We start from the raw sequence: 13,529 nt of genomic DNA, 5'->3' as shown, positions 1-13,529 counted from the left end.
ACCCGAGGGCACCGCGCAGGGCTCGAGAAGGAGCCCAGAAAGCCGCTGAAACGACAGAGCACCCGCGCTCGGCCGGGAGCCGGAGGCGGGTGCCGGTTTCCCTGCCCGCGAAACGGGACTGGTGGGGTGATTCCGCATGTCCGGGGACCGACGCGACCACTACGCCCACACCCTGTCGCAGCACACGCGGCTGGTGGTGGGGTAGATGGCCAGGCAGCCAACGCCCACGAGCACGCGTCCGGGCGCCTCCTTCGAACGGGAGATCACTCTTCGCCTTGTCACCATGATCATGGCGTCAGTGGTGGGGCTGACCTTCTTGTTCGGCTTCGGGAACGTGTGGACCCTGGCATTGAGGTTGGGCGTGCCGCCGTGGGTGGCGCCCCTGGTGGCTCCGGCGGTGGATCTGTCGGTGCTGGGGCTCCTGCTGGGCATCCGCTACCTCGCCCTGCACGGCGCAGGTCCCGAGCAACTCCGCCCTGCGCGTCGGCTGCTGGTTTTCTCCAGCGTGATGACCTTGGCACTGAACGTGACCGATCCGCTGCTCGCCGGCCAGACCGGCAAGGCGGCCTTTGACGCGGTCGGACCACTGCTGCTGATCGGCTGGGCCGAGGTCGGACCAGGTCTCCTGCAAGCCATCAGCAGTGTCGAAGGCGGACGGACAGCATCCGCGATACCGGAAGCCCCGCAACATCCCGTGGAGGACGCGGGGCGGATGGCCAAAGACAGCAACGAACGCGTCGCTGACTCGCCCGACGTGGCTTCCGGTTCCGGTGACCAGCAGGTAGGACTGCGGTCGGACGAGGACGACCTCCTGCAGCGTGCCCGTGAGGAAGATGCACGGCACTGGGAGACGTATCAGCGGCCGATCTCAGCGGAGACCTTGCGCAGGCGACTGCGGGTGGGTGCGGCCAGGTCCCGGATGCTCGTCGCCATGGTGCGCTCGACCACCACCGATCATGCGGCGATCGAGGCGGAGGCGCGGCGCGGCTGATCGGGCGTCTGCCCAGGGCTCGTTCCTGCGCACGAGGGTGGTGTTGCTGGGCGAGCTGTGGTGACACGACGAGGCCCCTTTGGGGGTGTCGCCGACGTCATCGGTTTCACCCCACGCCGGCTGTGGGTGGGCAGCGCAAACGACACGTGCACACCCTCAAGCGGTCGCGCCCGGCTCTCCTCAATTCGCCCTGCATACGCTGGGGTGGCGGGCGCTTCGGGACCTGTGCGCGGCGGTGTGGGGACAGTCGGTGCAGGCGTTCGCGGACTCCGACGATGCCGGCAGAGACCGCGCGTTCCACGGCACCTGGCAGCACGGTGAAGCAGACGGCCGGGTGCACGATGTTCCGTCGGGTCCCTCCGTCTTGCTGACGAACTGAGCCTCGAACCGACTCGGATCGGTTCCCATCCCCGACCCATACCGACCATCGGCTTGACCAGCATCGACAGACTGTTCAGCACCCAAGGCCCATAACTTGGGTGGCACGCCCGCGGTTCGCGTTGTGCCGTGGCGTCAGCGAAACCTATCCTCGCCATTGTGGCGACTTCCGACAGTCGGCGGCATCCCGCGCAGCCCGCTGATTGCGGCCCCGGAGACCTCGTGGGGCGCGCGGGCGAGCTGGAGCTGATCGACTCGCTGCTCGCCGGGCAGGACCGCACGCAGTACGGCCCGCTCGGCCGCGGTCTGCTGCTGCGCGGTGACCCGGGCGTGGGGAAGACAGCGCTGCTGGACGTCGCCGCAGACCGGGCCAGGGCCGTCGGCATGCGCGTGCTGCGCGCCTGCGGCATGGAGTTCGAGGCCGGGATCAGTTTCGCGATGGTCCACCAGCTGCTCTACCCGCTGCGCACGGACGCCGATCAGCTTCCCGGCCCGCAGCGCGACATCCTCCGCCAGCTCTTCGATCTGACGCCGGGAGCTCTGCCGGACCCCCTGACGGCGGGGACGGCCGTACTCGCCCTGCTCGGCGCGGCCGCCGCCGAATCCCCGCTGCTGCTGGTGGCCGACGACGCGCCGAGGATCGATCCGGCCAGCGCCACGGTGCTGGGGTTCGCCACGCGTCGGCTGTCCCACGCCCCCGTGGTGCTACTCGCCGCCGCCCGCACCGGGCTGGAGGGACTCCTCCACGAAGTGCGGCTGCCGGAACGGACGGTGCAGCCCCTGGACGACCAGTCGGCGGCAGAGCTCCTGCAGGACCGGTGGCCCGCGCTGGCTCCGACGGTCCGGCGGCGGCTGTTGGCCCAGGCCGCGGGCAACCCTCTGGCCCTCCAGGAACTGCCCGAGGCACTCAACGACCGGCAGCGCTCCGGTGGGCAGCCGCTGCCGAGTGTGCTGCCCCTCTCTGGGAGGCTGCTGGAAACTTTCGCCCCCATGATCGAACAGCTGCCCACCACGACACGGAAGGCGCTCCTCCTGGCTGCACTGGCGGCTGACGACAACCTGGACACCATAAGGACCGCCACCCAGGGCGCCATAGACCTGGACGACCTGGCCCCGGCGCAGCGGGCACGGATGGTCCATGCCGACGCCGCCTCCGGCCAGGTGGCGTTCGCCCATCCGCTGACCCGCTCGGCGGTCGTGTACCTGGCCCTCCCCGGCGAGCGCCGGGCCGTGCACCGGGCCCTCGCCGAGGCTTTGGCTTTCGACCCCGAGCGGCAGGCGTGGCATCTGGCCGAGGCGAGCACGGGACCAGACGAGGCGGTGGCCCGGGCACTCGACAAGGCGGCCCTGCTGGCGCGTCAGCGTGGCCGTGCGTCGATCGCGGTGGCCACCCTGGTGCGCGCGGGTGAGCTCAGCCCGCATCCGGGAGACCGGTCCCGGCGCCTGGTCGAGGCCGCCCACCTCGCCACCATGGCCGGTCGACTCGACCAGGTCACCTCATTGCTGGCGGATGCCGGGCAGACCCCGGATGCCCCGACCGCGCTGGTCTTCACCGCCACCGCCCACCTGCTCACGAACAACGAGGGTGACGTAGCCGCCGCGTACGGGCTGCTGACCCGGGCGCTCGATTCCAGTGAGACCGCAGGGCCGGACTCCTGGGACCAGTACGGCATCCTCTACGCGCTGCTGCTTGTCAGCCTCTACACCCTGCGGCCGGAACCGTGGGAACTGCTCAGGAAGGCCATGGCCCGGTTCGAGCCCGAGCAGGTTGCCTCCTTCCAGCTGTGCTACGACGCGTATGTCGACCCCACCCGGGCCTCGGACTCCATCCGAGAAGGCTTGGTCCGCGCATTCGCGGCTCTCCCGGCGGCCGCCGAGCCCTGGGAGGTGATTCCGCTGGCCTTCGCGGCGGTCGCGATGGACACCCTGTCCGACTACCGGTACGCGGTCCGGAGCATGATCGAGCGGGAGCGGGACGGCGGCGCGATCGCCATGGTGGTCCCCGGGCTGATGCTGCTCTGCCAGGACTCGTATGTGCACGGGCAGTGGGACGAGGCCGAGAACCTCGCGCTCCAGGGGCTGGAGCTGGCGACCGGCTACGGCTACTCGTTCTGGGAGCGTCAGATCCGGGCCGTGCTGGCATCGGGTGCCGCGCTGCGCGGTGACGTGGAACTGGCCCGGGAGCGCAGCAAGGAGACCACCACCTGGGCGGCGCCGCGCGGCATGAGCGCCACCATGGCGTACGCCCGCTCTGCCCGGCATCTCGCGGCCATGGGCCAGGGCGACTTCGAGGAAGCCCACGCCCAGGTGGCGCAGATCGATCCGCCCAGTGCCCCGAGCGCCGGCATCCCGAACCGGTGGGTGGTGCTGGACCTGGTCGAGGCGGCGATGCGCACCGGCCGCCGCGAAGAGGCCCGCGCACACGTCGCCGCCGCCCAGAAGGCCGGCCTCCCCCGCATCGGCTCGCGCATCGCGCTGATCACGGCCGCAGCCGCAGCTGTGGCCGCGGACGACGACGAGGCCGGCGCCCTGTTCGAGGCAGCTCTGGCCCTTCCCGAAGCCGCCCGGTATCCCTGGGAACAGGCACGCATCCAGTTCTCCTACGGACAGTGGCTGCGCCGTACCCGTGACACCTCCGGCGCCCGCATCCAACTCCGCGCCGCTATGGAGACCTTCGACCGGATCGGCGCGCGAGCGATGGTGCAGCGGGCCGGCAACGAACTGCGCGCCACCGGCCTGACCATCGCTGCACGGTCGGACACGGCGCCGCCGGTGCTGACGACCCAGGAACGGCAGATCGCCGAGCTGGCCGCCACCGGACTCACCAACAAGGAGATCGGCGCGCGCCTGTTCCTGTCCCACCGCACGGTCGGTTCCCACCTGCACCGGCTCTTCCCCAAACTCGGTATCACCTCCCGCGCCGCACTCCGCGCTGCGCTGGAAGCCCAGTACCCCGAAGCCGACCCAGGCGGGGACCTTCAGCAGTAGCCGCACGCCCACGCTTACGCGTTCGGTGCGACGGCTTCGTCGGCCAGGACCCTGGCCCGCAGATCGGCGGGGAACACGCCGTCGAAGCTGGCCTGCGGAACGCGTCCGCTGCCCACCGCCGGGAGCAGAGCGTCATGCACGACGACGGCTCCCCAGCCGCGGTGCAGTTCCTCCTCCAGGAAGCACGGATACCAGGGCATGATCGGCCCGTACCACTGCTCCTGGCGGAGGTAGGGATGTACCCGGGTGCCCAGAGCCCACAGCAGGTCCGAGTCGTTCGACGGGTCCACGTCGTCGTCCAGCACGTAGACGACCGGGGAGAGGCGCCCGACCCGATTGCCGTTGAGCACCTCGCCGATGCGGTGCACGAACCGTGCGGTGTCCATCCCTGGCAACGCCTCGCGCCAGTTCTGCGGCACGGTGATCACGGTCCAGAAGCAGGCGGCGCCGAGCGGCAGCCAGGCCGTGGTGACCGGCAGTCCCGCCTCGCGCAGGATGGTGACGACTTCCGCGGAGATTCCCGCGGCCGGTGCGACATGTGAGTCGTCGACAGGGCGTCCGGCGGCGGCCAGCGGCCAGATCGGGTCGTCCCGGTAGGTGATCGCGTCGATGCTGAACAGCGGCTGCGGCGAGGTCTCGGGCAGCGCCCAGCCGTGGAACTCCGCGAACGGGCCCTCCACCGCGTCCCGGCTGGCGGACAGATGCCCCTCGATGATCACCTCGGCACTGGCGGGCACCACAAGGTCGTTGGTCTCGCACGGCACCACGTCGACCGGCTTGCCCAGCAGCGCTCCGAGGTAGGCGACCTCGTCCACGCCGGCCGGAAGAGTCATACCGCCGACGACCGCGATGCCCGGGTCGCCGCCCTGGACCATGGCGTAAGGCATCGGCTCGCCGATGGCCTCCCACTCCTGCCAGACCATGCCGATGTGCTGACTCGGCAGCACCAGCCCGGTCATGTGCCGACCGTCGATCATCATGACCCGGGAGATCGACCAGTTCGTCCACCGGCCGTCCGGGGTGCGCGCGGCGATGACGCCCCAGGTGTTGACGTACGGCCCCCCATCGTCCTGATGAACGAACGGAATAGGGAAGCGGTCCAGACTCGCGTCTTCACCCAGCAGGATGTTCTGCTTGCAGGGCGCGGAGGCGGCGTCCACGCGCCGCGGCGGGAGCGGAGGCTTGGTACCCGCCTGGGCGAGATGCGCGACCAACTCGGCGGCGGTCGTGGTGTGTGGCAGGCCGAGGGAAAGCGAGATGCGCGCCAGCGGATGCCCCGGACTGCTGGACAGGGCACCCGGGGCGCCGATCATGCGGAATCCCTCGGCGACTCCGCCGATGTTCTCGAAGAACGGGGCGGGCCGGCGCCTCTCGGTGGACAGCCGGGTGACCGCGGCCGCTTCCAGCTTCGGGTCCACCTCGCGGGAAATGCGTTCGATGTCCCCAAGCGCTTCGAGTTCAGAGAGGTAGGCCCGGAGGTCGGTGATCTCGGACATCGGTTCTGGTTCCTTTCAGTGCGGGAGAGTGGGGCATGCCGTTCCATCGCTGCGCCGACGGCACATGGATGTCCAACTGGTCCAGGACCCGGACGACGAGATGGCTGACCAGGTCGCCGATCGTCTCGGGACGGTTGTAGAAGGCCGGCATCGGCGGGACGATCCTCGCCCCCATGCGCGAGAGCGCCAGCATGTTCTCCAGGTGGATCTCGCTGAGCGGGGTCTCCCGCGGTACGAGCACCAGCCGGCGCCCCTCTTTCAGCGTCACATCGGCCGCACGGGGAATGAGCCCCTCGGCATAGCCGGTGCGAATCCCCGCGAGCGTCTTCATGCTGCAGGGCACGACGACCATTCCGTCCACCCGGAACGACCCCGACGAGATGGGCGCGCCCTGGTCGTTCCAGGCGTGCGTCGCATCCGCGAGCTCGGTGACCTCGTGCGCCGACAATCCGGTTTCGAGGCGCACGGTCGTCCTGGCCCACGGGGACAGCACCAGATGGGTCTCCACATCCGACTGCTCCCGCAGCCTTCGAAGCAACTCGATACCGAACACGGCGCCGGTCGCCCCCGTCATCCCCACGATTACTCTGCGTGGCATGGGCGTCCGCCGCCTTCCGTATCCGATCGCCTCGGCTGGAAATGGTCTACGGCTGATTCCACGCCCGGGTGGGGTCGCTCCGCATGCGTCAGATGACTCAAAAGAACAGGAGCGGCCCCGGCAGGAAAGCGATCGACCCAAGCCGATGCAGTCAATCGACCGAAGCCGAACCCCTCGTCGCAGGCGTAATTTCACGCTCAGTTGATGCTCTCGCACGGCTGAAGGGCGCCACCATGACCGAGAACTCCACCGTCCGCAGCGTCACTTACGACCTGCTGCGCTCCCTGCAACTCACCACGATGTTCGGGAATCCCGGATCGACCGAGCAGACCTTCCTGCAGGAATTCCCCGACGACTTCCACTACGTCCTGGGGCTCCAGGAGGCGTCGGTCATCGCGATGGCCGACGCCTTCGCCCAGGTCACCCGCCGCCCCGCACTGGTCAACCTGCACTCCTCCGCCGGGGTGGGAAACTCCCTGGGGAACCTGGTCGCCGCCTACCGGGGGAACACCCCGCTCATCATCACCTCAGGGCAGCAGCACCGGGAACTGCTGATCGGCGAGCCCTACCTGGGCAACCGCGAGGCCGCGACGCTGCCCAAGCCCTGGGTGAAGTGGTCCTACGAGCCCTACCGGGCCGAGGACGTCCCCGAAGCCTTCCTGCGCGCCTACGCGGTGGCCCTGCAGCCCCCGGCCGGACCGGTCTACCTGTCCATCCCGATGGACGACTGGAACCAGCCGCTGGACGGCTTCACCCGGACACGCACCATCAGCGACCGGGTCGCCCCCGACATCGAGCGGCTACGGCTCTTCGCCGACCGCATCTCGGCCAGCCGCAGCCCCGCCCTGGTCTTCGGACCCGAGGTGGACCGCGCCGGCGGCTGGGACGCAGCGGTCGCCCTGGCGGAGAAGCTCCGCGCGACCGTCTACGGCTCCCCGCTGCTGGACCGTGCCTCCTTCCCCGAGGACCACCCGCTCTTCCGCGGCCCGCTCGGGATGTCCGTGAAGACCATCGGCGACCACCTGGCCGAACACGACCTGGTGATCGTGATCGGCGCCGAAGTCTTCCGCTACTACCCCTACGTCCCCGGCGAATACCTCCCGGCGGGTACCAAACTGCTGCACATCACCGCCGACCCCGCCGTCGCCGCGTACGCGCGCATGGGCGACAGCCTCCTCAGCGACACCCGAACGGCCATCGAGCTGCTGGTGGACCTGGTCGCGGAGGGCACAGGCCGCACCTCACCCGAACCTATGGCGCGGCCCCGCCAGCTCCCGCAAACGCCCAACAACCCGCTGACCCCGCCCGAGGTCTACTCAACGCTGAGCAGGGTCAAGCCTGCTGACGCGGTCATCGTGAACGAGTCGACCTCCACCATGGCCCAGCAGATCGAGTGGCTGCCCACCGTGCGGTCCGGATCGTTCTTCGCCACGGCCAGCGGTGGCATCGGCTGGGGCACTCCGGCGGCCGTCGGCGTCGCTCTGGGCGACCGCGCCAACGGAGTCAGCCGCCCGGTGGTCGGGCTGATCGGCGACGGCTCCTTCCAGTACTCCGTGCAGGGCATCTGGACGGCCGCCCAGCACCAGTTGCCGATCGTCTACGTGGTCATGCACAACCACGAGTACTCCATCCTCAAGTCCTTCGCGGTGCTGGAGGAGACGCCTGGGGTGCCAGGACTCGATCTGCCCGGCATCGACATCGCCTCCCTGGCCCGCGGCTACGGCTGCCGGGCCGTCGAGGTGGAGACCACCGAAGCCCTCGAAAAGGAGTTCACCGCCGCCCTGGACGCCGGAACCACCACCGTCATCGTGGTCTCCACCCAGCCCCAGACAGCCATGCTGTAGCGCTGGTCGAGCGTGAAGGTGGCGTGCATCTTCCACGCCTGGGTCTCGGTGGGCTCGACAGCAGTGCCCCGATGCCTGTCGGCGGGCATCGGAGCACTGCCTGGGCAACCTGGGCGGTGGCTGACGGAGCACAGCCGATCACGACGAAGGCCATGCCCATGTGCTCGAACAGACGCGGGCACGGAGCGAACCCGGCGGGCGTGAAGGAGGTCCGGATCATGGCTTACGGCACCTATCAGGACGAGATCTACAAGGACGGGCTGCGCGGGGTGGTACCGCGCTTCCCGATGACCTACGACGAGTTGGAGCCGCTGGCTCAGGCATCGATGCCCGCCTCGGTCCGCTCCTACGTCGCGGGCGGCGCCGGCGACGAGCGGACCCAGCGGGCCAACGTCACCGCGTTCGAACGCTGGGGCCTCATCCCGCGCATGATGGTGGGCGCCACAGCCCGGGACCTGTCCGTCGACGTGTTCGGGATACACCTGCCCTCACCGCTGTTCATGGCTCCGGTCGGCGTCATCGGACTGTGCGCGCAGGACGGCCACGGCGATCTCGCCACTGCACGCGCCGCCGCCCGCACCGGTGTGCCGATGATCGCCTCCACGCTGACCAACGATCCACTGGAACAGGTCGCCGCCGAGCTCGCCGACACCCCGGGCTTCTTCCAGCTCTACACCCCTACCGAGCGGGAGCTGGCCGAGAGCCTGATCCACCGTGCCGAGAAGGCCGGGTTCAAGGGCATTGTGGTCACCCTGGACACCTGGATCACCGGCTGGCGCCCCCGCGACCTGACCACCAGCAACTTCCCCCAGCTACGCGGGAACTGCCTGGCCAACTACACCAGCGACCCCGTCTTCCGCTCCCGCCTCACCAAGAGCCCGGAGGATGACCCGAAGGCCGCGGTCGCCGAGTGGGTGCGGATCTTCGGCAACCCGCTCACCTGGGACGACCTGCCCTGGTTGCGCTCGATCACCGACCTGCCGCTGATCCTCAAGGGCATCTGCCACCCCGAGGACGTCCGCCGCGCCAAGGACGGCGGCGTGGACGGCGTCTACTGCTCCAACCACGGCGGACGCCAGGCAAACGGCGGCCTGCCCGCCCTCGACGCTCTGCCCGCCATGGTCGAGGCCGCCGACGGCATGCCGGTCCTGTTCGACTCCGGTGTCCGCACGGGAGCGGACATCGTCAAGGCCGTCGCCCTGGGCGCCACAGCCGTCGGTGTAGGCCGCCCCTACGCGTACGGCCTCGCCTACGGCGGCGAAGCCGGCATCGTCCACGTCCTACGGGCCCTGCTCGCCGAAGCCGACTTGATCATGGCCGTCGACGGCTACCCCACCCTCGCCGACCTCACCCCCGACGCCCTCCGCCGCCTCACCTGACACCCGCGGTCTGACGGGTGCCGAAGCTCTAACGGATGACCGGTTCGAACTCACGAAGCAAGGACAGTAGTCATGGACTTGGGACTGAAGGACCGGGTGTACATCGTCACCGGTGGCACCCGCGGGTTGGGCAGGGCCGCCGCACGCGAGCTGGTGGCGGAGGGCGCAAGGGTGGTGGTCAGTGGCCGCAGCGAGAAGTCGGTGGCCGCGGCCGAGGAGGAACTCGGCGGCACGGGGCAGGTAGTCGGCGTCGTGGCCGACAACGCCGACGCCGGGGCTCCGGAACGGCTGATCGCTGCGGCCCGTGATGCCTTCAAGCGACTGGACGGGGTGCTCGTCAGCGTCGGCGGGCCGCCGACAGGTACGTCGGACACCATCGACGACGACCAGTGGCGCGCCGCCTTCGAGACGGTCTTCCTCGGTGCGGTGCGGCTGTCCCGTGCCGTCGCGGTGGAGTTGGGCGAGGGAGGTGTCATCGGTTTCGTCCTTTCCACCTCCGTGTACGAGCCGATTCCCAGCCTGGCGATCTCCAATGCCTTCAGGCCGGGCCTGGCCGGCTACGCCAAGAATCTCGCGAACGAGCTGGGCCCGCAGGGCATCCGTGCCGTCGGCCTCGTGCCCGCCCACATCGAAACCGACTGGGTGCGCGAACTCTACGACCGGGCTGAAGACGCAGACGCCACCCGCGAGCGTGCGACTGCCGACGTCCCCCTGCGCCGGTACGGAACCCCGGACGAGTTCGGCCGGAGCGCCGCCTTCCTGCTCTCGCCCGCCGCGTCGTATCTGACAGGCGTGATGCTGTCGATCGACGGGGGCGTACGCCGAGGCTTCTAGCAGGGGTTCAGGGTCAACGCCGCGTACCGCGGGCTTCGCGCGGACTGCGGCGACGCCGTCGCCACCTGTGGGGATCACATCGAGGACGGCCAGCTCCAGTGGCAGCAGCGGCCGGAAACCTTACAGCCGCGCCGCCCCGGACAGTTGAGGAGTCAAAATGCCCATCTACACCTGCACGGCGGCCCAGGGATCTCTGACCAGCGAGTTGAAGGCTCTGCTGGCAGCCGAGATCACCCGGATTCACGCGGACATCAACCATGTGCCACCGGCCTACGTCAACGTGGTCTTCTCCGAGTTGCCTCCGGACAGTGTCTTCGCAGGCGGACAACCGGCGACACCGTTGATCCTCACCGGCTGGGTACGGCGAGGCCACCCTCAAGAGGAGGCGACAAGACTGGCCCAGGAACTGTCTTCTGCGACCGCACGGATCTCCGGCGTGGACGAAAGCCAGATCATGGTGGTGCTCCAGGACGGTCCCGCCCGGTCCGCTGTCGAAGGCGGTCGGGTGCTGCCCGAACCGGGCAAGGAAAGCGAGTGGTTGCGCCAGACCGAGGCTTGAACGGTCGGCCTATTGGCACGCCGGTAGCTACCGGCGACGGGGGCTTTCGCCCCTTCGCCGCGCGGCTGTGAGGGGCATCCACGCAGGCCCGCGACCAGTCCAACTCGTCGGCCGCGTGCAGCTCCGCCAGCAGCAGCGGTGCAACTGGTGAAAGACACCGGAGACTCTGGCCTCAGCCTGAACCTTTCTTCCGAACTCCTGCACGCAGCCCGTTTCACGGGTCCGTAACTGCACGCGCCCCCGCTCCACGATGAGGGAGCAGCGGCGGACGGTTGGTGACGAGTTGGACGAGGTGTTCGGCGAGGTCGGCGTCGAGGGGGGAGCCGATCATGAGTCGTCGGTAGAGGATGGTGCCGGCCCATATGTCCTGGACGAGGTCGGTGTCGAGATCGTCGGGCAGGTCTCCGCGTTGGATTCCGCGGTGCAGCGCGGCGGCGATGTTCTCGCGCTTGCGGTGCAAGAAAGCCTCCCGGAACCGAGCCAAGAGTTCGGGGTGAGGGAGGAGGCCGGCGGCGAGTGCGGGCAGCGAGGCGGCCATGTCCTCGTTGGCGTAGTTGTCGATGGTCATGTCGACGGCGCAGCGCAGTTCGGCGTGTGTGTCGCCCAGATCGGGGATCTCCTCGGCGCGGAAGATCTGGGCGAGCGCGTCGGCGACAAGCGCCTCCTTGCTGGGCCACCAGCGATAGATGGTCGATTTGCCGACGCCCGCGGCCGCCGCAACGGCTTCGATGGTCAGCGCCGCGTATCCCTGTCCCGACAGGACATCCCGTGCCGCGTCAAGGATCTTTGAAGCAGAACGCGGCCCACCGGTCACCGAACCTGACGAGAAGACTAGTGCCATGACTAGAACGATACGGATCGTTTCGTTCTTGGGTCAAGGCGTGCTACTGTCGCGTTCAAGCGAGTGAAACGCTACGTATCGTTTCACTCTGACCTTCTCGAAGGAGTTCGTGTCATGAAGGGCTACACCGTCCCTCTGTCTCCGCGCGGTATCGCAAATCTGGCGCCCGCTCCGCCGTGGCACTACGCCGGCACCGTGGTGGGCGTGGAATTCTTCACCGACCCGGCCGCCGCCGCCGCGACCCTGCCTGAGGGCCTGACGCCCGACCCGGACTCCGCCGGCCGCGGCGTCGCGATGTTCATCGACTGGCAGTACTCCTCCACCGGCCTGGAGTACCTGGACCCCGCACGCTCGCAGTACCGGGAGTTCCTGATCACCCTGGACGCGCACTACAACGACACGCCCGTGGCCTGGTGCCCCTACATCTACGTCGACAACGACTCCGCCATGGCCCGCGGCTGGGTCCAGGGCTTCCCCAAGAAGCTCGGCGCCGTCCACCAGACCCGCGCCTACTCCGTTGGCGGCCCCGGCACCCCGGCCCTCGGCGAGGGCGGGCAGTTCGCCGCCACCGCCTCCGCCACCGGACAGCGCATCGCCGAAGCCAAGATCACCTTGGAGCAGCCGGTCCCCGACCCCGCGGCTCTGATGAACCGCCCCGTGGTCAACCTCCGCCACTTCCCCCGCCTGGCCGCCGGACAACACGACAAGCCCGCCGTCCACGAACTGGTCATGTCCGTCCTGGACAACACCGCCATCAGCGACGCCTGGGTCGGCACCGCCGACCTCGCCTTCCTCCCCGCCCACGGCGAGGAACTCGCCGACCTGCCCATCCAGCGCACCGGCAAGGGATTCCACTTCGATCTCGCCTACACCGTCACCGACCTCAAGACCCTCGCCGACGGCAGCAACTAACCCACCCCGCACACCGCGAGGGCGCTGCAGCCAGCCCTCACGCCGCGGGATCCCTCCTCCACCACGAACCATCGCCAACGCAGCCGTGCCCCCCGATGCCTTGGGGGCACGCCCACAGGTCTCACAGCTCAGGAGTCGACGTGCCCATCTACACCTGCACCACCGCTCAGGGAACTCTGAGGGCCGGTGCCAAGGGCGCCCTGGCCGCCGAGATCGCCCGGATCCATGCGGAGATCAACCACGTCCCGCCCGCCTACGTCAACGTGCTCTTCTCCGAACTGCCTCAGGAAAGCGTCTACGTCGGTGGAGAACCCGGGGCGCCACTCCTGATCGGCGGCTGGGCACGCCGAGGCCACCCGCAGGAGGAGACGACCCGCTTGGCCCTCGAGCTGTCCGCCGCCGCTTCCCGCATCACTGGGATAGCAGAGCACCGCATCCTGGTGGTGATCCAGGACAGTCCCGCTCGTTCCGCTGTAATAGCCGGCCAGGTCCTGCCCGACCCGGGTCAAGAGAAGGAATGGCTGTTGCAGCACGAGGCGTAAAGCCGAGGCCAGGGCGACAGCCAGTGGGCCCTTGTCCGACGTAGAGCTTCGTTGCTCGGCCACGGAGGGAACTCGGGCGGCGGCCCAGTCGTAGTACCGCTTGCCCTTCGCCCTGGTCCTACGGACAGGCGCCGCTGTGCCTCGGGTGGGGTCGCGCGCCGCCTTCG

General features: G+C 69.2%; 11 protein-coding genes. 8 read left to right on the top strand and 3 right to left on the bottom strand.

The genetic code is table 11. From position 1 onward, the window contains the following. Window positions 1-298 precede the first annotated feature (298 nt). Window positions 299-991, top strand: a complete 693-nt coding sequence (locus tag KCH87_RS20910; protein ID WP_210587696.1) for a SpdA protein — start codon at window positions 299-301, stop codon at window positions 989-991. Window positions 992-1,528: 537 nt separating this feature from the next. After that, complete coding sequence (locus tag KCH87_RS50455; RefSeq protein WP_210587695.1) at window positions 1,529-4,357, top strand: LuxR C-terminal-related transcriptional regulator; 2,829 nt, start codon at window positions 1,529-1,531, stop codon at window positions 4,355-4,357. Between the two features lie 14 nt (window positions 4,358-4,371). Here KCH87_RS50455 and KCH87_RS20900 read toward each other — a convergent pair whose 3' ends face one another. Together KCH87_RS20900 and KCH87_RS20895 are read right to left on the bottom strand one after the other, a co-directional pair. Then, window positions 4,372-5,853, bottom strand: coding sequence for a UbiD family decarboxylase (locus KCH87_RS20900; protein WP_210587694.1), 1,482 nt, complete (start codon window positions 5,851-5,853; stop codon window positions 4,372-4,374). Next, the gene (locus tag KCH87_RS20895; RefSeq protein WP_210587693.1) at window positions 5,816-6,451 is read right to left on the bottom strand and encodes a non-oxidative hydroxyarylic acid decarboxylases subunit B; all 636 of its coding nucleotides are present in this window, start codon (window positions 6,449-6,451) and stop codon (window positions 5,816-5,818) included. Before KCH87_RS20895 ends, KCH87_RS20900 begins: the two co-directional genes overlap by 38 nt. Before the next feature lie 233 nt (window positions 6,452-6,684). Here KCH87_RS20895 and mdlC point away from each other — a divergent pair, with 233 nt between their 5' ends. The 4 genes from mdlC to KCH87_RS20875 all read left to right on the top strand — a co-directional run bounded on the left by mdlC (window position 6,685) and on the right by KCH87_RS20875 (window position 11,067). Further along, entirely contained in the window at window positions 6,685-8,295 is a 1,611-nt protein-coding gene (gene mdlC / locus KCH87_RS20890) for a benzoylformate decarboxylase (RefSeq protein ID WP_210587692.1), read from the top strand. Window positions 8,296-8,513: 218 nt separating this feature from the next. Next, window positions 8,514-9,674 (top strand): alpha-hydroxy-acid oxidizing protein, encoded by a 1,161-nt coding sequence (locus KCH87_RS20885; protein ID WP_210587691.1) that lies wholly within the window; start codon window positions 8,514-8,516, stop codon window positions 9,672-9,674. 72 nt (window positions 9,675-9,746) lie between these two features. Continuing rightward, complete coding sequence (locus tag KCH87_RS20880) at window positions 9,747-10,508, top strand: SDR family oxidoreductase (protein ID WP_210587690.1); 762 nt, start codon at window positions 9,747-9,749, stop codon at window positions 10,506-10,508. Between the two features lie 157 nt (window positions 10,509-10,665). Beyond that, a complete protein-coding gene (locus KCH87_RS20875; RefSeq protein ID WP_210587689.1) occupies window positions 10,666-11,067 on the top strand; it encodes a tautomerase family protein in 402 nt (133 codons plus the stop codon). A gap of 214 nt (window positions 11,068-11,281) precedes the next feature. On the opposite strand, the gene KCH87_RS20870 is transcribed toward KCH87_RS20875, so the two are convergent. Continuing rightward, window positions 11,282-11,908 (bottom strand): TetR/AcrR family transcriptional regulator, encoded by a 627-nt coding sequence (locus KCH87_RS20870; protein WP_210587688.1) that lies wholly within the window; start codon window positions 11,906-11,908, stop codon window positions 11,282-11,284. A 114-nt stretch (window positions 11,909-12,022) separates the two neighbouring features. Here KCH87_RS20870 and KCH87_RS20865 point away from each other — a divergent pair, with 114 nt between their 5' ends. Beyond that, on the top strand, window positions 12,023-12,820 hold the full coding sequence (locus KCH87_RS20865) for an acetoacetate decarboxylase family protein (protein WP_210587687.1): 798 nt from the start codon (window positions 12,023-12,025) through the stop codon (window positions 12,818-12,820). Between the two features lie 140 nt (window positions 12,821-12,960). Continuing rightward, entirely contained in the window at window positions 12,961-13,362 is a 402-nt protein-coding gene (locus KCH87_RS20860; protein WP_210587686.1) for a tautomerase family protein, read from the top strand. Window positions 13,363-13,529: the final 167 nt, after the last annotated feature.

This window comes from Streptomyces sp. GESEQ-35, from assembly GCF_017948485.1.
In the GTDB taxonomy this organism is placed as follows: domain Bacteria; phylum Actinomycetota; class Actinomycetes; order Streptomycetales; family Streptomycetaceae; genus Streptomyces.
This window is presented reverse-complemented; position numbering and strand designations above follow the sequence as displayed.

Excerpts from the sequence above, each read along its gene's own strand:
- KCH87_RS20875 (WP_210587689.1), top strand. The coding sequence starts at position 10,666 with ATGCCCATCTACACCTGCACGGCGGCCCAGGGATCTCTGACCAGCGAG.
- mdlC (WP_210587692.1), top strand. The coding sequence starts at position 6,685 with ATGACCGAGAACTCCACCGTCCGCAGCGTCACTTACGACCTGCTGCGC.
- KCH87_RS20870 (WP_210587688.1), bottom strand. The coding sequence starts at position 11,908 with ATGGCACTAGTCTTCTCGTCAGGTTCGGTGACCGGTGGGCCGCGTTCT.
- KCH87_RS20900 (WP_210587694.1), bottom strand. The coding sequence starts at position 5,853 with ATGTCCGAGATCACCGACCTCCGGGCCTACCTCTCTGAACTCGAAGCG.
- KCH87_RS20885 (WP_210587691.1), top strand. The coding sequence starts at position 8,514 with ATGGCTTACGGCACCTATCAGGACGAGATCTACAAGGACGGGCTGCGC.
- KCH87_RS20880 (WP_210587690.1), top strand. The coding sequence starts at position 9,747 with ATGGACTTGGGACTGAAGGACCGGGTGTACATCGTCACCGGTGGCACC.
- KCH87_RS20895 (WP_210587693.1), bottom strand. The coding sequence starts at position 6,451 with ATGCCACGCAGAGTAATCGTGGGGATGACGGGGGCGACCGGCGCCGTG.
- KCH87_RS20865 (WP_210587687.1), top strand. The coding sequence starts at position 12,023 with ATGAAGGGCTACACCGTCCCTCTGTCTCCGCGCGGTATCGCAAATCTG.